Source organism: Runella sp. MFBS21 (genome assembly GCF_029433105.1).
In the GTDB taxonomy this organism is placed as follows: domain Bacteria; phylum Bacteroidota; class Bacteroidia; order Cytophagales; family Spirosomataceae; genus Runella.
Genome location: NZ_JARNTW010000003.1, coordinates 612,674 through 632,369, shown reverse-complemented (window position 1 = coordinate 632,369; position 19,696 = coordinate 612,674). Strand labels below are relative to the sequence as shown.

Genomic DNA, 19,696 nt, shown 5'->3' with positions numbered 1-19,696 from the left:
CCCGTAGGGTAGATACTGCCTTTTGTTCTCACAATTGCCAAAAGGCATATCGGCGTAGGGAGTTAAGGGACAGAAAGTAATAGCTTGGATATATTGAAGTTAGAATCAAATAGACTTTGTTGTATGGCTAACTAATATAGAACAAAGTTTATCTATTTAAATACAAAGCACCACCGGCATTTTCAATAGTAGTCTGAACTTTTCTGAAAGATAGTGAATCCAAAGTCATTTCATTATAAGGCATATGCCCTAGAATATTTAACGCTGAATCCGAATTATGTCTAATATATTTAATCGTTTTTTCCCGAACTCTAACCGTATCCTCCAATGCTTTTTTTTGTTCGGAAAGGCTGATTTTGTCTGCATCATATTTTATTGTACCTAAAAAAAATGCAAGACTACAAATAATTGGAAGTGCAACCCAAAAAGTCTCAACGCTTATATTATAGAAATTTCCATTGAATAAGGGAACTTTTCTTTTTTCTGTTGCTAATCTATTAGGCTGATTTTTTTTGTAATTTTCTACCTTTCGCTTCCAATCTGAAAAAACGCCATTAAACTCCTTTGTTGTTAAAGCATTTTCATTGGGATCTACCCATAGCACATACCAATCATAACCTTCTTCTAATAGACCTTCACTTTTTAATTCAGTTTCAATAATGAGTAATAATGGTAATCCTTTTGAATATGCCATTGCGGCTTCTATCTGATTCCAAGGTGTAGCATATTTCGTATTAGTTAACTGTCTTTCTTTCACTCCTCCTCGCTTTTCGAAGCCAGTTGAAAAAAATGTCCGTTCCAAAGCTACAATGATAGTTCCAGAACATTCATCCATAAGCTCGTTAATAGCTTTTAAAGGTGAACCTGAGGTAAATTTATTTCTACCGACTGTATTTGGAATTAGATTTTCCCTTTTTAATTTATCTTCAATAGCAGCGACAAATTTTTCTTGAGTATCATTTGCTGTCGCACCAACACTAATAAAAATGTTAAGCTGTTCCATTTTTACTTTGATTTGTTGTATTGGAGTATATTGGCTTAATTAAGTTGAACTTTGGAAGATTTAGAGTATTCTTCTTACTTTAGATACCTAACTTTTGGCATTAACTAATTTTAGGTAAAAGTTTCAAAAGAAATAAAAGTAGCAATATAACTATACCAAAGCAATGCTGTCACTATATATGAATGAAAAAGTTATCAAGTGGTAGGTAAGTAGCTATTTTAGTAAAGTAATGAGGTGTAAAATACTGACGAAGCCAATAAAGCCCTCGAATGTATATCTGTGCCTTTTAAAAAACAAGCATTTATTTATGTAAATTACTGAAAATGAGAAAATTGGGCAGAGGGGAAGAGATTCTCACCCCTCTGGGTAACTATTTGATATTGAGGTGTTTCCATTGTATGGAAACTACGACGTAATTGCAAACGTAACCGCGAATGGATAAAAAATTAGATAATCTGTCTAATTTCTACTTTTTTCCAAAGCGGCATAACCTTTGCCTCTCCAATTACGTCACTAGGCTTTCCCAGTAAATCCATCAAGCGCTCATTCTGACGCTGATAATACTCAATTTGCTTATCTTTCACTTCAATCTGTTGATTAAGGCGCTGAAAGCTTTCTTCCAGCTTTTGTAGATGATTTTGAAGATAATCAGTTGGAGCGATGTGCTTACTTTCTTCATTTAAAAACATTTCACCCTCTCCTTTCATCAACCAACTAGGGTTTACCTGAGGATATGCTAACAAAATGGTTTCTAATAAGTCATAACCCGGTTTACTTTTCCCTTCAACTATAATTTGAATAGAGCTAAAACTTTTATTTAGCGATTTTGCGAAGGTATTCCTGTTCATCTTAAGCGCATTAATCAAACTCTCAATTCGGCTTGCAATTGGATGTTCCATACCCTTAATACATTTATTTGTTTTTAAAATTGATTTCAATTTTCTGATTAGTCACAATTACAGTAACTTCTATCTACATACGTTTTATTGCCATTTGAATTAATGTAGTAACAGCCTCCTCTTGGCCCTGTAATTAGAGTTCGGCCATTATAAACTCCACAAGGCCACTCTTCAGGAGCTGAACGTGATTCGGTAGCCTTCTTCGTTTTTGTATTATAGGAAGAGGTTAAACGTAAGTGAGGGTCACTTCCAGTAAGTTTGTGGACTGATTTTCCTTTAAAATAAACCTCAATTGTGATGTTACCTGATACATAAGGTTTGTAAACAGTTATCTGAGCGGTTTCCACGCCAAACAACTTGAATTTTAACTCTGAAGGTAAATTCACATTAAGCAAAGAATCACGTTTCCCTTCAGGAGTAGTATAGTATATATTTACAGTTTTAGAAGTTCCAGAAAAAATATACTCTAATGTATTTAAGTAGGCATTTAGAATATAAGTCTTACCACTAATTTCGTATTCTGTGATTCTGTCACCTGATTTCATCATTGGTACCATTCCATTGCCATTTCTCGTCTTAATTACAATTTTAGAATTAGGATTAACTGTAGTTTCAGAAAAGTTCCCTTTTGGGTTACTAGAATCATTATTGTAAACTATGATAGGGAAATTAGAGGTATTTTCTATAATATATTCATAGTACTGATAATCAGCGTTTATGGTATAGTGCTTTTTACTTCCATCGGTTTTAACATCAAATATTAAATCTTGGGTTGGTGACTTTAGCTTAGGAATTAGTCCGTCAGACGATTTGGTTTTAACCACGACTTTCATTTTCGGTGTTATATTCACTTCTTCAAAATTATCCTTGGGACTATTTCTGTCGTCATTATAAGCTATAACTGAGAAATTGGATATGTTCTCAAGTGTATACTCATAGTATTTATAATCGGCATTTAGATAATAGACCTTTTTTTCAGTATCGCTCTTTACATCCAGTACCAAATCAGGATCAGGCGACTTAAGTTTGGGTTTTAATCCCTCTGCGGATTTAGTTCTGACAGTAGCTTTAGATTTAGGAGCAATCGTTACTTCTTCAAAATTGTCTTTTGGAGTAGTAACATCATTATTATAAACTGTGATAGGAAAATTAGATATATTTTCAACAATGTATTCATACTGTTTGTAGTCAGCACTCAAGTAATAAACCTTCTTTTCAGCGTCGCTCTTCACTTCGAATACTAAATCAGGGTCAGAAGATTTAAGTTTTGGTTTTAACCCGTCTGCGGACTTTGTTTTGACAGTAGCTTTAGTTTTAGGAGCAATTGTTACTTCATTAAAGTTGTCTTTAAGAGATATGGTATCATTGTTAAATACTGTTATGGTAAAATTTGATAGGTTTTCAAGAGTATATTCATAGTATTTATAGTCAGCGTTTACATAGTAAGTCTTTTTGTCTATATCCCTCTTGATATCAAACACTAAATCAGGATCCGACGACCTAAACGTAGGTTTTAATCCATCTGGTGACTTGGTTTTAACTGTAGCTCTCGTCTGAGGTTCAAGCGACACTTCTTCGAAATTGTCTATAGGACTAGTAGCATCATTATTATAGGCAATTACAGTATGTTTAGAAATGTTCTCTATAATATATTCATATTCTGGCTCAGGAGTCTCCTTACATCCGCAGACAAACAGAATAAATAGCAGAAATACTCGATATTTTGTCGACATAAATAGCATAATTATTATATATATTTATTTTTTAAATTATTGATTTTCAATAATTTGCATTATTTGTAAAATTTTATTTCGTATAATTATTTGATAGTATCATATAATTATACAATATTTGTATTCAATTACAACAACAAATAAACAACTTTTTAGAAAATAGTTGTAATAAATCGAATAATTATTTACTAAACGGCAAAGTTATGACACTCGAAGAAGTACGTCTGATGTACCATGATGGGGTCATCAAAAAGAAAGCCCGCTCCGAAATCAAGAAAGATTTTGTAGAGCTTTTTGGGTACTCTACCGACCAGCAGTTTACAATGATGATGGCCGTAGGAAGTTCGGAAATCCCTACTCCCAAAGAACTGAATTGGCTGATGGAGACTGTGCAGCGTTATCACAATCATTACACTGAGCACCAACTTACTTTTCATTCATAAACCCAATCACTCATGTTCAGAGTAAAATTCATTTCAAATGCCAATAGCAGTGAATTAGAAGGCATAGCAGTTCAACTGACCGTTGATAATTCTGACGGCGATATAGTCAAAGCAGGATTTGAAGAGAAGCTAGATGTACAGTTAGAGGCTATCAGAAGTCAGATTCTTCATCACCGGGCTTTAGCAGTGGCAAATTGTTCACTTTACTCGAAAAAGTCTTCTCATCAGACGACGTAGGAGGAATAAACCCTTGTGAGGTTCTGAAAAATTCAGGCTCTTCAAACGGGTTATAGTCTCTTTTCTCACGGGTCAATGTGTACATAATTTTCTTGGGACCTTTATAGCCTGCCATTTCATTTACCGAAGCAATGGCAAACCCCTCCCTCCCTTTTTTATTAAGTACATTTTTGATAAGGTCAGCATTTCTTTCTTCAAGGTCAAAAACCTGAATGTCGTATTCAAATTGAGGTCTCATCGTAATAGTCAAATTTCAATCGTTCGGCTTGAATATAGTTTAACTAAAAATGTTTTACAAACCCTCTTTTGTCGCTCAATCATGAACCCCGAAGCTCGTTTTTGGCTCGAAGCCACGCTCGTATTTCTTCTGCTCTTCGATGGCCCCGTATTAGCCCTATGGTGGTTGATTCGTCGCAAACCTAAAACCGACAATAGACTATGAGCCTAACCTACCGCCTCCAGCAAATGGATGCTGCTTTGGAGAGAGGTCTCCAAAGCCCGGGCGAAGATTATCTCCAGCGGCAGATGCTCCAAGACATCCTCCGCCATGCTTTTTTAGCAGGTGTTGCCCCGCTCGATTACCTCCGCCAAAAGTTACAACCTGCTCCCGTCGTACCTCCCGTCTCAGTATCGGAAGGCTATCCCTGCCCTCACCCCGATTGCGCTGGTGAGCCGCCTTTTCGGACCCAAATGGCACTCAATGGCCACAAACGTAAACACTCCAAATCTCAAACCTCCTAAATACTATGCAATGGTTATATGCCAATCACCCCGAACGAGGATTTCTGCTTTCCGATGTGCAAGAACCACGCGTCGATGGTATCCCAAAACTTACCGCACGTATCGTCGCAAGCTACCGAGTCATCAACGACTCTACCGTTCACGCCAACGTTTTCGACGAGACCGAGACGGCCATCATTCATGATGTTTTTCCCGACATTCTGCAAGCTCAACTTTTCATCCTAAAAAACGTCCTTTCGGAGGCAGACTCCTCGCCCGAACTTGCCCCCCAAACCTAGTCCTTTCCCTGCTCTGTCCACCATTGGGGTATGAGGTTCGAATCCTCCCTGAGCAGCCACCGACATAGCACTAGCCTTGTCATCTTCATGGGTCTCACTCACCTATGAAGAAAACACCACCGATGCTCCCTTGGTGCTCCCTTTAAGAGGGGGTCAGGGGGACGGTTTGTAAACCCTCAAATCAAAGATGCAGTATCCGCGTACCATCGACCAAGGTGCCGCCCTTCGTAGGCTCCACCAAAATGTCCAAGAACTAAACGAGGCCATGCCTGTCAAAACCTTTGTGCGTACATACACAAGCGGTAGTACCAAAACCATCGCTTATCGGCCCAAGCGCATCAATGCTTCCACCAAGGCTACCGCCGAGCATTTGGTCAAAGCCTACGTCAAGGAGTATTACAAAACCATCTCCAGCATCGGAGATGCCGCCTTTACAGACGGCTTACCGTCCCTGACTACCAATGGCGTCCAGATTGCCGCTTGGCGTTCGTTTTCCGACCGCACCAGTCGCAATCATCTGGCCACCCTACGTGATGCCAAAATAGTCTCAGATTACAAATTTCACGGCTCAGAGGCCGATTTTGAAGTGTGGATAAACCCAGAAATCCTCTTCGATTGTCCACAAATGGAAGCTGACCAACAAAAATTGTCCACCATCACAGCGCAGGTTTTAGCCCAATCAGACAAAAATTTTCCGCATAGAGTTACTGTGACTTATAGTAACAAAGATATAGAAATAGATAATGTCAGTAATAAGCACAGCGACATTCAAAAAGCGGAAAGTCAAGCAGTATCACACGGTGACATTCACGGCGACACCGAACAGCAACAGCCAGATGAAGGCAAAACCCCCACGTTAGAAGCCAATGTCACTGTAGGTCACTGTGACAATCAGGGGGGGCGCGGCGCGGCGGCGCGAAAACGACGCCACCAAGAGCGCACCGATGCCCAAAAACAGGCGATTTTTGAGGGTTTCTTGCACAGTTTTTGGCTCTATGCCAAGCAATTGCTCTACCCCTCACGCGATTTTCAGCCTTGGCAGGAAGAGTTAGCCCTAGCTACCATTCGCAGGTCGGTATATCATCATTTTGAACCCGAAATGTCAGAAAAAGAATGGGACAATTACCAAAAAGAGCTATACCAGCGCATCGAAATGGTCTCAAGCTACTACGCCAAACACCCCAACAAATTCATTCCTGAGCCATACGCATGGGGTAGAGAAGGAGCAGGATATTTCGATTGGGAAAACGAGCGAGGTTTCCGAGCCACTGCCCAATGGCTCCGCAATAGCCAGCAGCTCTATCGTATGCACTACACCCGTCAAGTGGTATCCCGTGCTATTAGGGCCCTACAAAAACACCGGTGCGGCACAGCCCCGGCCAAACTTCAAAAACTCACCTATCTCGAAGCCTACCGTACCATCGAGCAGAGCCTCCAACGCTTCGGCGAAGCCGTTCTCGACCGCTTCAAAGCCCTCGCCATCACCGTTGGCCAAGACAAGCCCGTCGTATTCCAACGCGGCTTTACCAAGGTCATCAAAAGGAAAAATTAGATTTTTTTACCATAAACACTGATAGATAAATGACAACTCAAAACACCCCTCGGACCCGTCAGGCCAACCCTGACCCCCTCAAAGAGGAAGCAAGCATCCAAGTCATTGTGTGCTTCATCGACGGCAACCGCCGTACCTTCTACTCAGGCGATATCCGCTACCGAGGCAAATGGCAATACGGCCACAAAGGATATTGGGTACAGTATTGGAAGCACCGCATCGAACACGAAACCCCCGAAGGTTGGCAAGGTCGCGTGGTGTCGGGAGCTATTTTTCACAACAACGTCGGCAATCGAGGCGATAAAATCGCCCAGTTTGACAAAGGCAAAGGCTGGCAATAATACGATGGACAATCACTACTACGGTGGCAAATCTGGCGACGGTCATTTCCACCAAATCATCAATCGAATCCCTCCTCATGCTACTTATTTTGAGCTATTTGGAGGTAAAGTTGGCATCTTTCGTCACAAAAAGCCCTCGTATCGCACCTTCATCATTGAGCGCGATGCTACCTTAGAAGCCTACTACACCAAGCTAGGAATCCAACGTTGCTTTGATATCGTCGATTTCAACAACCGCATTTACCGCACGGGACCAGGAGCATTCTATTTCATAGAAGACGCACTCGAGTACATCAATGATTATGCTGACTTGCTTGACCAAAACAAACATCATTTCATTTACCTCGACCCTCCATACCCTCTTACGGCGCGGCGCGATAGCCGACCAAGTTATAAGTATGAGCTATCCGACCAAGAGCACCTAGCCCTGCTCAACAACATTCGGGAATATACTTACGCCAAAATCGCCATAAGTACCTATAAAAACGAAATCTATGATGACCGTCTGTTTGAGCATTGGGAAGTTGCCGAAATCTCCGCCCAGACCCGCCACGGGCGTGTCACTGAGCAACTTTGGATGAATTACCCAGCCCTCACCGAGCTTCACGATTACCGCTATCTAGGCTCCAATTACCGAGAGCGTGAAGATATCACAAGGATGCAACGGCGCTGGGTCACAAACTTCAAACGGCTGCCCATTCTCGAACAAAAAGCCATGCTCGAACTACTCACCGCAGCTACCGCCGTCAATGCCGAGAGTGGCCAAGGCAACAAACGTAAGAAAAAGAAACCCGATGAACTCATCCATCTCCTCTCATGAAAACTCTCATTGCCGTTTTTGAAATCATCCTCGTTGTGTTTATGGCATTAGCTAGTCTATTTGCCGCCTTTGTAGCGATTGTGTGTATCATCATTCTGCTTCCCGTTTTGTCGCTTGTCGAATATAGCTCAAGTTGGAAATACGACCATCACTGACCTGACCATGCTCCCTAAAATCACCATCAAGTTGCATCCCATTGAGTTTGCATCCTTGTACTGCCATTTAGAAACGATTACCAAAAACACTCATAGTCTTGGTTTCAATAGTTCGGTGGCTCATTTGGTTTTGACAGACTATTTTTCTCGAAAAGCCCTCCAATTGATAGCCAATGCTCGCCAATCCCAAAGCCGTAGTATTACTCTCAAACCGTCCGAGGCCATTGCCCTATACCAAGACCTCATCCCTGAGTCTCATACCGACGAATTCAAAGGTCAAATACTGGGGCAACTCGACCGAGCACTCATCAATCTTGGATTCAACAACCAAAACTTTCAATAACCATGTTAAGATTTGCCATCATCACCCAAGATAAATTTGCTACTCTTGGTGTCAATGCACTGTCTTCTTTCATTGAAGCAGGTGGCACCGACAAAATCAACACCGTGCAATTCATTGACGATGCTTTTCTACAATTGGCTAACTCAATGAGAACCTACCCTTATGGGTTTACCGAAGAATTTAAAGAGTCGTTTTTGGAGCTTTTGTCTACCCACAAAGGCCAAAAATGCCTTATCACCACGCATTGGATTCTCAAACGTTCGTCACCCACCACCGACTATTTGATGAAAATAGTGGAAAAGATTAACAAAGGCCACCCCCTGACCGAGCAAGAAGCCAAAAAAATGGAGACCATAATTTTATCATAACCAACTGCAACAATGAATAATCAAAAAGTCTTAACCACGATTTTCACGGGTCATACGATTGACCTCACCGATATCATGGCCGTTGGCCCCTGTCGAACTGATACCGGGCCATCAGGGATAAGCGGTACCTACAAAACGCTCTACATCGAAGTATTCTTTAAGTCAGGGAGTTCCATCAGGTACAATTTCTTTTACAGCAGCTACCTCAATGCCCCCAATGCTTTAGAACTCAAAGGTTATCGTGAAGCCGTCGCAAATTTGGAAAAACTAAGAACAAAACTCATTGAGCATTGGTCAGTAGCAGTCCAAGCCTCACTTGACCCATTGAAAGGAGGTGACTCATAATGGCACACCCATGTTGTATATGCGGTGGCGAATGCTACTGCTCAGGAAGTTGGGACGATTCAATAGTTGACCTTACACCTAAAAGGTGCGAAAGCTGTGAATACTGCCAAGAGTCTAGTGAGGCTCGTGATGCATTGTACGATGACGATGACTCTTTTGATGAAAATGACTATTTTGATGAAGATGAATTTAACACTCAGAAAGGAGATGAATCATGACACTAACCCAACTAAGAGATGAAGTAAAAGCAATCCTGCTTCGCATCTCGCCCAAAAATAAATTTTTCATCAGTCAATCGGTCTGGGAATCATACCGATTTAGACTTAGTGCAGAGATTAACTTAGCCATATATCCCGAAGAGTGTGCTAATCAAACCGCGGCTCAATTTGTAATTGGCTTTTTAAAAAAGGAAAAACCACTAGGGGACTTTGAAACGCCTGCTGAACTTCTCAAAACCCTAGAAAAGGCCGTAAAAGCCTATCAAAAGCAATCAGGTATCAATTACAAAACCCTTGAATTAGATGAAGACGCTACGCCCAAAAGCCCTAAAAATAGGTACATTTCTGAGCAGCTTTTTGATTTTTAGTTGCTTCAGTCGCGGCGTATCTACCGATACTCCAGATATCCCCCCCGACCAAATAACTACCCTCCAAGTTCATGGCATGACCTACGCCGTCATCCAAGGCCAAGTCGTCAACATCACCAAAGACAGCCTAGAAGTGCGTATCCGTATCCGCAACGAAAAGTACCTAGAACTTGCCAACCGCCAATTAAAATGAATCACAATCGTAAAAACGAACTCGCTACCAAAATCAGAGCCGAAGTAAATCGGCTCAATTTTCTCTTGGCTGTTGCCCAGTCAGAAGGTCTCCAAGCTCAAATCACCTTACACCTCAACGCCGATTCTACGAGTGTTTCTCAAGAATTGTCCGTTGACCTAAACGAGGCCATCGCCTCCTAAAGCACATCACATGGAAAAATGGATAAAAATATTTGAAATAGGCGGCTATCAATTCGCCGTCATGAAAAAGCATGATGACGAAAACGACAACCCCCTTCTCTGCTTTGTTACTTTCAAAGACGGCATAGAGCTTTCTTTTAATTTGGGGTTTCTGACGCCTGAAATACGCGACCAGAAATTCGATGCCGAAGATGATGAGCTTATCAGCACTTGCCAAAGCGTCATCACAGCTTTTGACGAAATCGCAGAATCCTAACATTTTCCGTACCTTCGCTGCCCAATAGAGTTATCTCTATCAGTGTTTTTATTACTAAGCCCGCCCTTGCTAGGGGACGGGTTTTTTCATTAAAATCCCGTCCTTTCTGCCTCTTGAGAGAGAGCTTACCTTCGTCAAAAAAAGTTAAGCCTCCATGCCTACACGTTCACAAGTTTTAGCTTACATCAACCAGATTCGGTTGGCCACGCCCCAAGACCCCGTCACTGCTACGGAGGTAGCCGACTATCTCGAATCCTTGCTCAATCACCTTACCAACGACGGCGCATGGGATCCAGCCGCCTCCATGGGCGATACTGTCAATCCCACCGTAGGGCGTTTGCCACGGCGCACCTCCACAGGTTTTGCCGATAGCATCCTTTCCGAATCAGGGAGTGACCTCACGGCCGCAGGCAATCTTTCGGTCACGGGTATTCTGAATGGCATAAGCATGACCAAGTACATGGGCAATGCCTTCGGTAGCACTACTTACCTGAAAATCGCCCGCCTAAAGTATGCAGAAGACAGTGCCAATTACGATAACCTTGTCGTGGAGCTAGTCATGGCACGTCTGTGGAGTGCCGACCATTTCCTAGTGGCTCGTTACATCATTGCCAATCGCGGCGGTACTTCATCGGCCAACAAATACCGTTGGTACATTACAGGAGGCAAAGGCTCCCTCTCCGACAACATCGTCGCTGGTCTCCTAGCCATGCGCAATGCCGACAATACCGTCGACATTTACATCAAAGTTAACCCTACTTACAATCTTGTCAGGTACAATGTCATCAGTCGCGAAAATGCCACCCTTTACCCCTCAGAGGCTACTACCACCACTACGCCCACCGGCACGGTTGAATTTGATGCCACCAACTACGCCACCTATCCTCCCATGATGTACCTCGACAACGCTGGCAATCTTAAACTGAAAGGATCACTTACTCAAAACACCACTTCGTGGTAAGACTATGCAAATCAATCTCACCGAAGAACTCTTCAAAAAAATCTATACCAACCTTTCTGCTGCACAGAAAGAAGAAGCCATTGCCGAATTAGGTCTCACCGTCGATACCGAATTTGAAGTTGTCATCCGTGGAAGTCGCACCAAAGGCGTCACTACCTCAGAGTTTTTCTTGAAAGAAGTCGTTAACAAAACCCTCACCCTGCCCAATCCAGACGGCTCCTCGTCACTGGTCGAAATGCCCGTAACTCAAGGGGACACCCAGCTGATGCCCATCAAAGCCCAAGACCTTGAGGCGGCTATAGGCATGATTTTAAACGCTATCCCATGAAAATCCTGCGCTTTTTGGTAGGAGTCAAGTTTCCCAAATGGCTCCTACCCACCATTACCTACCTCCTTACCCTCGCCACGGGGGTTTGGTTAGGCATGGTCATCCACTCACAGCAGCTCAACCGAGTCCAGCAGCTTGCTGCGGATGCCGCCTTGCAAGAGCAACGCCTACGCGACTCCCTAAACGTCGCTACCCAATTAGCCCAAAACGCCAACACCATTGCCCTCAAAGATGAAACCATTCTTGGCCTTCAGCAGCGTATTCGTTCTGACAGCATTGCTCACCTTAGCGAGCTTCAAGCCATACGCGCAATCAACGCCCACCTCCGAAAAAAGTGAGTTGGAGTCCTATATCCAAAATTCCCGTGCCATCTACGACAGCCTCCTACGCTATCAAGATGCCAAAACCGCCTTGCACCTCAAGACGACGCAAGTCACCAGTTTCCAAACGCAGCTCATCGGATGCCAAGTACAGTCGAGCAAGCTCCGAACCGACGCCAACGACATGGCCGCGCGCCTTCACGCTGCCAATACCAGTTACGACCATCTGCATCGCCGTTTTCGCCGTGCCCAGCTCGAACGTTGGGCGTGGCGCATCGGTGCCGCTCTCACCCTTTATTTTGTACTAAAATGACCCGTGCCGTTCGCCTTCTTCCCGACGAAGACAAGCTACAAAAGTACCGCGACTACTACGCTGGTACTACCGACCTCAATGAGGAAGAAAAAAAATCCCTCGACCGCTACGAGCGAGTCATGCTTCTCTTTGGGCAAAACGAACCCGACGAAGCCGAACCCGTCTGGACCCGTGCCGCAATTGTAAAGTTTGTACGACAGAATTACCACGTCAGTATCCAAATGTCCAATCGTATCGTCAACGAAGCCTTGGAGCTCTTTGGCGATATGCAGCAACTTTCCCTTCGAGCGCGCAAAGCCTTCCGTCTTCAGCACTTAGAGCGTCGCGAAAAAGACGCCGTGGCTGCTGGTGACCACATCGCCGCCGCCCGTCTCAACGACCAAATCAACAAAATCCTCGGTACGTACAACGAAGAAAAAACCACCGAAGAAGACCTTACCGACTACTCCGTTCCGCCCACCCTAAATTACGAAGTCATAGATGTCCCCTACGAAATCATCAGGCACGATACCCCTAAACCCGTGGCAGGTCAAATTCCTCCAAGCTCCCCAGCGCATTAAAGCCGCCGTATGCGGTCGTGGCTCCGCCAAGACCAACACCCTCAACCACGTCATTGGGCTTTCGGCTCGGCAGCTGCCCCGTGCCAAAGCCTCGCTCAACTGTACCCACTTCGGTCAGGCACTCGAAATCATCCTCGAGCAGTCCGAAGATATCTGGAAGCAGTACGGCTGGCACTTATACGAGCCAAAAACAGGTAGGGGCAATTACACCCTTTTCCGCCGTCCCCCCGACGATTGGCCGCGTCCCCTGTTTGCCCCCAAAAAATGGGAAAATGTCATTAGCTTCAAGTCAGGTTACTGTTTGCAGCTACGTTCCTACGACCGCCCCAATACCAATCGCGGTGGCAATGACTCCCAAAACTTCATTGATGAGGCCGCATGGTTCAAAGAAGATTGGGTCAACAAAATCATTCTCCCTCGCAACCGCGCCCCCATCGACATCTCATCCCCTCTCAATCTGGCCTTTTATTTCTTCACCTCCGTTCCTACCGATACTACCGGGCAGTGGATATGGAAGTACGAGGAGCTAGCCCAAACCCAACCCGACAAATATTACTGGGCTTCGGCTACTGCCTACGACAATTACGCCTTGCTCAAAAAAGTACCCGACTACGTCCAAACCCAATACGACCTGCTCGACCCCATCACCTTTGCAATAGAGATGATGAACGAGCGCATCGAAGGCACGGGCGACGGCTTTTATCCCTCTTTCAAATCAGAGCTTCACGTTTCCTACGGTTATTCCTACGAATTCGACGATGAGCTAGGACTATGGCACAAAGAACAAAACGACTACAATCCCGACGCTGCCATCGAAGTGTCGATTGATGCCAACGCCGCCTTCACCAGCTGCACCGTCTGGCAAGAAAAAAGCGGCACCGAGCATTGCCTCAATGCACTGTTTGTAAAGCCCAACAACGAAAAATCCAACCTAGTACAGCGGCTAGCCTTCAAGTTCAATGAAGAGTACGTGGGGCATCGCAAAAAAGTAGTGTACCTCTGGGGTGACCGCAACACCACCTCTAAGGCTGCCCATACTGTCCAAACCCAATTAGATGTCTTTTCCGAAACCATCCGAGATTTGGGTTGGACGGTCATCTCTCGTGTCAATTCTTTCAACTGGCAGGGAAAAGACAAACACTTCTTCATTGATGAAATCCTATTGGAGAAAAACCCCCGTTTGCCCAAAGTACGCATCAACGAAAAGCGAGCTAAACCACTCATCTACAGCGTACAGCAAGCCCCCATCAATGATGATTTTTCGAAGAACAAAAATTCGGAAAGAAGCAAAATCCCCCAAGAACTTGCCACCCACTTATCCGACACCCTAGACTACTACCTCTGCGGCAAATACGGCAGTCGCATCGGTCGCTTTGGTGCCTCTACCTCGGTAATCCCAACGGTTGGTTGGTTGTGAATTAGATTTATTTCGGACGAATTTTAATTTTGCATACCTAAAACAATGACGGAATTTTTTCTATGCTGATGGGGGCTTGAGCCCAATATAGTATAAGTAAAACTTGCTTTTGTACATGTAATACAAGATATACTAGAGACAGGGAAAATAAAATATGTTTCTCTTTTAAAGTTGAAATTATTCTATTTTTTTTCTTGTAATTAAATATTGTATTTGTCCTGCCTCCCTGATATATATTAATACTTGCCAAGAGGTAGTATGTTGAAGAATTTGTATTGCTACGATATTGTTGATTAGGCTGGTGAAACAGAAAAGCTATTCTTCTTCAGTATAAAATTTATATACAGGATTTAATTGGTCTCTGTAGATAAAACATGTATTTTTATAGTCTGCTCCATAAGGACATCTTTCGATTTTAATTACTTTGATAGAATAGAGTTCAATTTTTTTAGGTGGATACATTGTAGTAATATCATTGATTTTATGATTTAATATATCATGATTTAGCTCGTCTTGTCCAGTGTAAAATAATGATATTATAGTAATTTCTTCGGTATTTTCAAAGAATGTTCTCTCTTTTTCCTTGATTAAATTTATAATAGTACTGCCTGTGTTAACAACATCTGTTATTATCATTGCTTTTTTATATTTGTACTCTGAATTGTCGAAGTTTATATTATTTTCAAATTCATGGTGATCTTTGTACCTATAATCGTATGGTAAAAAAGTATATGGAATGTTGTATTTTATCGCAGCTTTACTGGCAATAATATTGCCTTCATATCCAAGTCCAATTATTAAATTGCAATTGAAGGATAGATTAAATGTTGATATTATATCTATAATTGCATTTTTTATAAAAAACAAATCCTCTTCTTTTTCTAATAATCGTGCAGTGTCTATCCAGTTGTGCGTTCTTGAAGTTTCACTACAATGAAAATGCCCTTGATGGAAAAGTTTTCTTTCTTTTATAATTTGATATAACTTTTCTTGAATAATAGGGTTTGAATATACTTTTCTTTGAATCTCTATGTTGCTAATTTCTTGATTTATTTCAATAATGTCGTTACTATGTGGTAAATCTTGTATTGAGGACGGAGAAACAGGAGTTGGAAGGTCTTTTAGAATAAAAGAATCTTTTTCTGCGCCTTTTGTTTCACTGATATTAATGGTAGTCCAATTGCCAAACTTAAGTGCATTGGCACTTCCTGTACTTACTAAAGTATATAGGTTATTTTTTAAGTAAATTCCTTTTTCATTTTTTATTATTTCATAAATTTTAAAACTTCCTGGAGGGTTGCTTACCGATGAAATAGAGCCAGAATCACTAATTATTATCTCTGATATAGACAGGGATTTAGAGTTTGGTGTGTGCTCATTTCCAGATAATATACACTTAACACCTTGTTTTTGAAAATCACTAATCAAAAGTCTTCTGTTGTCAACATCCCATTGTCCAGATTGGGTATTCTCATAATCGCCGTGCAAGTTATGATGCATACATAAAACAATTTCTAGGCCAGGATATGTTTCTTTTATAATTTGTAACTCATTTTCAAATTGAATAGTATTAATGAATCCTTTTCCCCCGTCTTGATTGATTTCATGATTAGAGTTTATTCCAAGAAAAACTATATTTTCAGTGACTAGAGAGTCGAAAATAATTTTATCTGAGTTAAAGTCTTCGTTTTTGATGGATTTATAGAAAGTGTTAAAATTTTTAAACTTTGCTTTAGTAATATCATGAGAGATGTTTTGAAGCGTAGATTCTGAGAAAGGTGACTCACTTCTTTTTCTTGTTTCCCTTAGTACGTTTTTTATAGAATCTCTATGTATATCGTGGTCGCCAGGTATTTGAAGTGTACCTTTGATATTTAAATCCGTTATTAGCTTATTCATAAGTTCAGTTGCTATTTCGAATTCGCAACTTTCGCCACAGTCTGATATATCTCCTGTTACTATTAAATATATGTGCCTGTGCTGTATTTCTTTGATTTTATGCACTAATGAGTTTATAAATGCATGATTTTCTTCATTTTTTGATTCGGCTTTTAGAAAAGTATTCTTATTATTACGTCCTATGCCATAATGGTCTGATATGTGCAAATCAGAGATGTGTACTATGATGTCATTCATTTGTGAACTCTAGTTCAGTAGTTATGTAATAGTTTAATTCTTTGTTATTAGTTTTATCAATCGAAAAAACTGATAAAGTTGCATCTTTTCTTGAAATATCTGATTTTTTCAAAGTTTCAGCTTTTATGATAGAAACATTACCTAAATACTTTCCTCCTATGAACTCTATAAGATTCTTAACTATTTTAACCTCAGTACCTAAGCAGACCATATCTGATACTACTATATACTTTCTCTCGTTTGAGATACTATTGCCAAGCCTAGTGTAAAGTTTGTTAATAGGCCCAATTTTGTCCAATATTAGAATGTCTAATTTTAGTAAACTGGAAAGTATTGATACTATATAAGAACTATTTAAGCTTTGGCAAATTAAAATAGGTTTTTTTTCAATTTCTTTTCCCCATTCTTTTTTGATTTTTAATGCAAGTTTGTAAATTGATAAAATTGATAGAGATTTTTCGTGAGATATAAATTTTTTTATATTTACAAATGATTTTAAATATACAAAAGAGGATGTGTGTGGCTTTTCATTAATCTCTATATATTTTTTTAAAATGTTTTTAAAATGTTTGTTAAATATTTTATTTGGAATAAAGTTTTCATTTAAAAAATTATTGTTAGCTTCAAATAAATAGAATTTTTTAAAAACTGATTGATTAGTATTTGTTGTTTCAAATTGTCTATCGTTTGAGGGTTGTTTTTTTTGTAAATTATTAGGATTTGATAGTGAAAAAAAACCCATATCGGCAACTAGTTTTTCGAGAATATTGGTTAGGACGATTGCGAAACCATTGTTTTTTAAAGGAATAATATAGTTTCCTAAGTTGGATTGTATTGCTTCAATGTTATTGAAGTCAAGTACTATATTTTTAATACCTTCTTGTTGTTCGATGTCTTCTACTACACGTTGAATAGTAGATATTTGTAGTCTATCACAATAAATGCCACTATTATTTTCTTCAATAAAATTTGATGTAACAACCTCTTCACTATGTAAATTATAGTAAATAAAGTTTTGTGATGTGATTTTAGATATTATCATGTCTATATATCTATATGTTAGGGATTTCAACTTCAATATGTACTCCACGAAATCTTACATTGAAGAATCGTAAAGATGAATATCTTGTGTCCTCTGAATAATATTCTATTATATCTTTGAAAAGTTCAAGAAATAATTCTTTTATCATTTCTTTTAATTTTAGTGTAGTATTTCTGTAAATTTCATTTTCTATTTTCTTTAATTCAAAAGACATATGGTTGTTGAATATTTCTTCTCTGTATTTGTGTAATTTTTGTAATTGATCGAAAATTCTATTAGAAGCTATTATTTGGCAATTGTCAGTATGTAATCTAAAATATCCGTTGCTTTTAATGACTACAATAAGCATTAAATCAAAAAGTCCCCGTCGTTCTTTAAGGGAGGAGTAGAATAAGGTTTCAAATATTGGTTTGAAACTGTCAATCAAGATGGATGGTTTGAGAGTTTGATATATACTCTCTTGGAATTCATTTTTAGTATAATAGAATGAAAGGTCTTTTTTTTTGTCTAAGGATTCCTTTAATCCAATGCCGTTATCAGATATAGAAAATTTTGTTTTATATTTGTCTACAAACATCATGGCATATGTAGTTGATCCGGAATGCAATATTCCATTAGTGACTAATTCAGATAGAATATCAATGTATAAGTTGTGATTGTTTAAGGTTGATTCGTTTTCGAATAATAATTCCTTGAAATGATTGTAAATTTTATATGTTGTTGTGGATAGTATGTAATCCCTTAATTTCATTTCTTCAATATATGAATTAGGCTCTCTGCTAACTTTGAATTCTTTAATAGAATATGACCTTACGAGGTGGTCTCTGCGGATTTTTATTCCTTTAAAATCTCCAAAATATCTTTCGTCAATATTTATTATATTTTTGCCAGTAGTATTGTGTTCATTTGCATTTCCAGCGGTTTTGAAAAAATCTGATTTATATAAAAATTCAAGTACATTTATAGTGGCGGCGTTATTGTATAGTAAAACATTTAGAGGTTCTTTGTGGAATTTGCTTAATTGCTCTATTATGCTTAATAATAGTGGTAAAGTGATTGGGTCAATTCTGTAATAGGATTCGTGAATTTTTTCGTCGCCATTTTCAAATAATTTAAAGATTATTTTTTTTGACCTGTGTGTTTTGTAAAATTCTGATAGCTTCTCTAGAAATTCTGTGTAAAATCTTAGAGGAGTGAATTTTTTATTGCTATCTATTATTGATATAGTGCTCATTGCTTGTTATGGAATTGTAAAAGTGTCAAGTTAGTTTTGTGTTTTTTTTGAGTTTTTTAATAGTAAATTGTCGATAAAAGAGAGTTTTGGTAATAGTAGTTTTAATTTTTGCATTAAAGGCCTTTGTATTTAAAAGATCGTTAATATTGTATTTAAATGGAATATTAATTGTTTAGTAATAATTGATGCCTAAAAGTAGGATTGACTTATGAAGTGATTTTTTAAATGAAAAGGCGACGGTGTTCAAATGCTCATATTTCTTATTTTTCATTTTTGTTGCCAAAGCTAAAAGGATAGTGATTCATATTTTTAATCATTATATATAATGTAATTATTTAGTCATATTTTTTACTTAAAAAATACAATTTGAAAAATACTTTTCAGTTAGAATAGTACAATCTTTGGTCGAAAGAAACTTTGAAAATTCAAAAAATGCGATATTTTTCACACAGTTGGCTAACAATAAAAACGACAGTAGATTGATTACCAAGTATTTGGCTTTTCATAGGGGCCTAGACAGCTATCTTTTACGTACTATAAGCTCTATTTGATGAATAGTAGCCCCTAACCTTCGTCCATTCCCTTCCCAAATTTCCGCTGCTTCCTTTATTGAGACGGGATAGTTTTGCGATAGCCAAATCAGCGTTTCAAGGTCTTCATTGGAGGTATTAGCCAAATCGTCATTGAGCCGTGGTCGTACCACAAACTTCTTATAGACTGAATCATACACCAGTTTAGTGCGGATCCATGCACCCTTCATCTTGCCACTTCTAATGGCGCTCCATAATGTAGCAAACGGCGACAATAGCACCCACATAAGGAGCAAAACTACCGTTCGCCAAATGTAACCCCACCGCTGGGCGGCTTTGTCTAATTTCATGCTTCTGTTGTTTAAAATTCGCGTCCTTTC

Annotated in this window: 30 protein-coding genes; 22 read left to right on the top strand and 8 right to left on the bottom strand. The window is 40.0% G+C overall.

The annotated features are described in order from the left end of the window. Positions 1 to 148 precede the first annotated feature (148 nt). The 3 genes from P1X15_RS10165 to P1X15_RS10155 form a co-directional block, all read right to left on the bottom strand. A complete protein-coding gene (locus P1X15_RS10165) occupies positions 149 to 1,003 on the bottom strand; it encodes a hypothetical protein (RefSeq protein WP_277338019.1) in 855 nt (284 codons plus the stop codon). Between the two features lie 446 nt (positions 1,004 to 1,449). Next, positions 1,450 to 1,902, bottom strand: a complete 453-nt coding sequence (locus P1X15_RS10160) for a hypothetical protein (protein WP_277338018.1) — start codon at positions 1,900 to 1,902, stop codon at positions 1,450 to 1,452. A 47-nt stretch (positions 1,903 to 1,949) separates the two neighbouring features. Then, positions 1,950 to 3,635 (bottom strand): hypothetical protein, encoded by a 1,686-nt coding sequence (locus P1X15_RS10155; protein WP_277338017.1) that lies wholly within the window; start codon positions 3,633 to 3,635, stop codon positions 1,950 to 1,952. Between the two features lie 203 nt (positions 3,636 to 3,838). Here P1X15_RS10155 and P1X15_RS10150 point away from each other — a divergent pair, with 203 nt between their 5' ends. Next, complete coding sequence (locus P1X15_RS10150; RefSeq protein WP_277338016.1) at positions 3,839 to 4,078, top strand: hypothetical protein; 240 nt, start codon at positions 3,839 to 3,841, stop codon at positions 4,076 to 4,078. Positions 4,079 to 4,229: 151 nt separating this feature from the next. Here the strand turns inward: P1X15_RS10150 and P1X15_RS10145 are convergent, their stop codons facing one another. Continuing rightward, positions 4,230 to 4,553, bottom strand: coding sequence for a hypothetical protein (locus P1X15_RS10145; protein WP_277338015.1), 324 nt, complete (start codon positions 4,551 to 4,553; stop codon positions 4,230 to 4,232). Between the two features lie 81 nt (positions 4,554 to 4,634). Between P1X15_RS10145 and P1X15_RS10140 the strand changes: the two genes are divergently transcribed. The 21 genes from P1X15_RS10140 to P1X15_RS10040 all read left to right on the top strand — a co-directional run bounded on the left by P1X15_RS10140 (position 4,635) and on the right by P1X15_RS10040 (position 14,374). Next, the gene (locus tag P1X15_RS10140; protein ID WP_277338014.1) at positions 4,635 to 4,757 is read left to right on the top strand and encodes a hypothetical protein; all 123 of its coding nucleotides are present in this window, start codon (positions 4,635 to 4,637) and stop codon (positions 4,755 to 4,757) included. Beyond that, complete coding sequence (locus P1X15_RS10135; protein ID WP_277338013.1) at positions 4,754 to 5,056, top strand: hypothetical protein; 303 nt, start codon at positions 4,754 to 4,756, stop codon at positions 5,054 to 5,056. Before P1X15_RS10140 ends, P1X15_RS10135 begins: the two co-directional genes overlap by 4 nt. Positions 5,057 to 5,061: 5 nt before the next feature. After that, complete coding sequence (locus tag P1X15_RS10130) at positions 5,062 to 5,334, top strand: hypothetical protein (RefSeq protein WP_277338012.1); 273 nt, start codon at positions 5,062 to 5,064, stop codon at positions 5,332 to 5,334. Positions 5,335 to 5,521: 187 nt separating this feature from the next. Beyond that, positions 5,522 to 6,886, top strand: a complete 1,365-nt coding sequence (locus P1X15_RS10125; protein WP_277338011.1) for a hypothetical protein — start codon at positions 5,522 to 5,524, stop codon at positions 6,884 to 6,886. A 29-nt stretch (positions 6,887 to 6,915) separates the two neighbouring features. Beyond that, the gene (locus tag P1X15_RS10120; protein ID WP_273215618.1) at positions 6,916 to 7,227 is read left to right on the top strand and encodes a hypothetical protein; all 312 of its coding nucleotides are present in this window, start codon (positions 6,916 to 6,918) and stop codon (positions 7,225 to 7,227) included. Next, positions 7,202 to 8,047: a hypothetical protein gene (locus P1X15_RS10115; RefSeq protein WP_277338010.1), complete on the top strand. Its 846-nt coding sequence runs from the start codon at positions 7,202 to 7,204 to the stop codon at positions 8,045 to 8,047. Before P1X15_RS10120 ends, P1X15_RS10115 begins: the two co-directional genes overlap by 26 nt. Beyond that, positions 8,044 to 8,202: a hypothetical protein gene (locus P1X15_RS10110; RefSeq protein ID WP_273215614.1), complete on the top strand. Its 159-nt coding sequence runs from the start codon at positions 8,044 to 8,046 to the stop codon at positions 8,200 to 8,202. The genes P1X15_RS10115 and P1X15_RS10110 overlap by 4 nt, the downstream gene beginning before the upstream one ends. A 7-nt stretch (positions 8,203 to 8,209) precedes the next feature. Next, positions 8,210 to 8,545 (top strand): hypothetical protein, encoded by a 336-nt coding sequence (locus tag P1X15_RS10105; protein ID WP_277338009.1) that lies wholly within the window; start codon positions 8,210 to 8,212, stop codon positions 8,543 to 8,545. Between the two features lie 2 nt (positions 8,546 to 8,547). Then, positions 8,548 to 8,913, top strand: a complete 366-nt coding sequence (locus P1X15_RS10100; RefSeq protein WP_277338008.1) for a hypothetical protein — start codon at positions 8,548 to 8,550, stop codon at positions 8,911 to 8,913. A gap of 12 nt (positions 8,914 to 8,925) precedes the next feature. Beyond that, entirely contained in the window at positions 8,926 to 9,258 is a 333-nt protein-coding gene (locus tag P1X15_RS10095) for a hypothetical protein (RefSeq protein ID WP_273215610.1), read from the top strand. Further along, complete coding sequence (locus tag P1X15_RS10090) at positions 9,258 to 9,476, top strand: hypothetical protein (protein ID WP_277338007.1); 219 nt, start codon at positions 9,258 to 9,260, stop codon at positions 9,474 to 9,476. The genes P1X15_RS10095 and P1X15_RS10090 overlap by 1 nt, the downstream gene beginning before the upstream one ends. Then, on the top strand, positions 9,473 to 9,844 hold the full coding sequence (locus tag P1X15_RS10085) for a hypothetical protein (RefSeq protein ID WP_277338006.1): 372 nt from the start codon (positions 9,473 to 9,475) through the stop codon (positions 9,842 to 9,844). Before P1X15_RS10090 ends, P1X15_RS10085 begins: the two co-directional genes overlap by 4 nt. Next, positions 9,834 to 10,037: a hypothetical protein gene (locus P1X15_RS10080; protein WP_273215605.1), complete on the top strand. Its 204-nt coding sequence runs from the start codon at positions 9,834 to 9,836 to the stop codon at positions 10,035 to 10,037. The genes P1X15_RS10085 and P1X15_RS10080 overlap by 11 nt, the downstream gene beginning before the upstream one ends. Continuing rightward, the gene (locus P1X15_RS10075) at positions 10,034 to 10,219 is read left to right on the top strand and encodes a hypothetical protein (RefSeq protein ID WP_277338005.1); all 186 of its coding nucleotides are present in this window, start codon (positions 10,034 to 10,036) and stop codon (positions 10,217 to 10,219) included. The genes P1X15_RS10080 and P1X15_RS10075 overlap by 4 nt, the downstream gene beginning before the upstream one ends. Positions 10,220 to 10,229: 10 nt before the next feature. Further along, positions 10,230 to 10,475 (top strand): hypothetical protein, encoded by a 246-nt coding sequence (locus P1X15_RS10070; protein WP_277338004.1) that lies wholly within the window; start codon positions 10,230 to 10,232, stop codon positions 10,473 to 10,475. 154 nt (positions 10,476 to 10,629) lie between these two features. Continuing rightward, positions 10,630 to 11,436 (top strand): hypothetical protein, encoded by an 807-nt coding sequence (locus P1X15_RS10065; protein ID WP_277338003.1) that lies wholly within the window; start codon positions 10,630 to 10,632, stop codon positions 11,434 to 11,436. A 4-nt stretch (positions 11,437 to 11,440) separates the two neighbouring features. Further along, on the top strand, positions 11,441 to 11,764 hold the full coding sequence (locus P1X15_RS10060; RefSeq protein WP_277338002.1) for a hypothetical protein: 324 nt from the start codon (positions 11,441 to 11,443) through the stop codon (positions 11,762 to 11,764). Further along, positions 11,761 to 12,102 (top strand): hypothetical protein, encoded by a 342-nt coding sequence (locus tag P1X15_RS10055; protein WP_277338001.1) that lies wholly within the window; start codon positions 11,761 to 11,763, stop codon positions 12,100 to 12,102. The genes P1X15_RS10060 and P1X15_RS10055 overlap by 4 nt, the downstream gene beginning before the upstream one ends. Before the next feature lies 1 nt (position 12,103). Then, the gene (locus tag P1X15_RS10050; protein WP_277338000.1) at positions 12,104 to 12,397 is read left to right on the top strand and encodes a hypothetical protein; all 294 of its coding nucleotides are present in this window, start codon (positions 12,104 to 12,106) and stop codon (positions 12,395 to 12,397) included. Next, the gene (locus tag P1X15_RS10045) at positions 12,394 to 12,957 is read left to right on the top strand and encodes a hypothetical protein (RefSeq protein WP_277337999.1); all 564 of its coding nucleotides are present in this window, start codon (positions 12,394 to 12,396) and stop codon (positions 12,955 to 12,957) included. The genes P1X15_RS10050 and P1X15_RS10045 overlap by 4 nt, the downstream gene beginning before the upstream one ends. Then, a complete protein-coding gene (locus P1X15_RS10040; RefSeq protein ID WP_277337998.1) occupies positions 12,878 to 14,374 on the top strand; it encodes a hypothetical protein in 1,497 nt (498 codons plus the stop codon). The genes P1X15_RS10045 and P1X15_RS10040 overlap by 80 nt, the downstream gene beginning before the upstream one ends. 315 nt (positions 14,375 to 14,689) lie before the next feature. Here P1X15_RS10040 and P1X15_RS10035 read toward each other — a convergent pair whose 3' ends face one another. The 4 genes from P1X15_RS10035 to P1X15_RS10020 all read right to left on the bottom strand — a co-directional run bounded on the left by P1X15_RS10035 (position 14,690) and on the right by P1X15_RS10020 (position 19,666). Next, positions 14,690 to 16,510, bottom strand: coding sequence for a metallophosphoesterase (locus P1X15_RS10035; protein WP_277337997.1), 1,821 nt, complete (start codon positions 16,508 to 16,510; stop codon positions 14,690 to 14,692). Continuing rightward, the gene (locus tag P1X15_RS10030) at positions 16,503 to 17,552 is read right to left on the bottom strand and encodes a hypothetical protein (protein WP_277337996.1); all 1,050 of its coding nucleotides are present in this window, start codon (positions 17,550 to 17,552) and stop codon (positions 16,503 to 16,505) included. Before P1X15_RS10030 ends, P1X15_RS10035 begins: the two co-directional genes overlap by 8 nt. 10 nt (positions 17,553 to 17,562) lie before the next feature. Further along, the gene (locus P1X15_RS10025) at positions 17,563 to 18,786 is read right to left on the bottom strand and encodes a hypothetical protein (RefSeq protein ID WP_277337995.1); all 1,224 of its coding nucleotides are present in this window, start codon (positions 18,784 to 18,786) and stop codon (positions 17,563 to 17,565) included. A gap of 520 nt (positions 18,787 to 19,306) precedes the next feature. After that, positions 19,307 to 19,666, bottom strand: a complete 360-nt coding sequence (locus P1X15_RS10020; protein ID WP_277337994.1) for a hypothetical protein — start codon at positions 19,664 to 19,666, stop codon at positions 19,307 to 19,309. Positions 19,667 to 19,696: the final 30 nt, after the last annotated feature.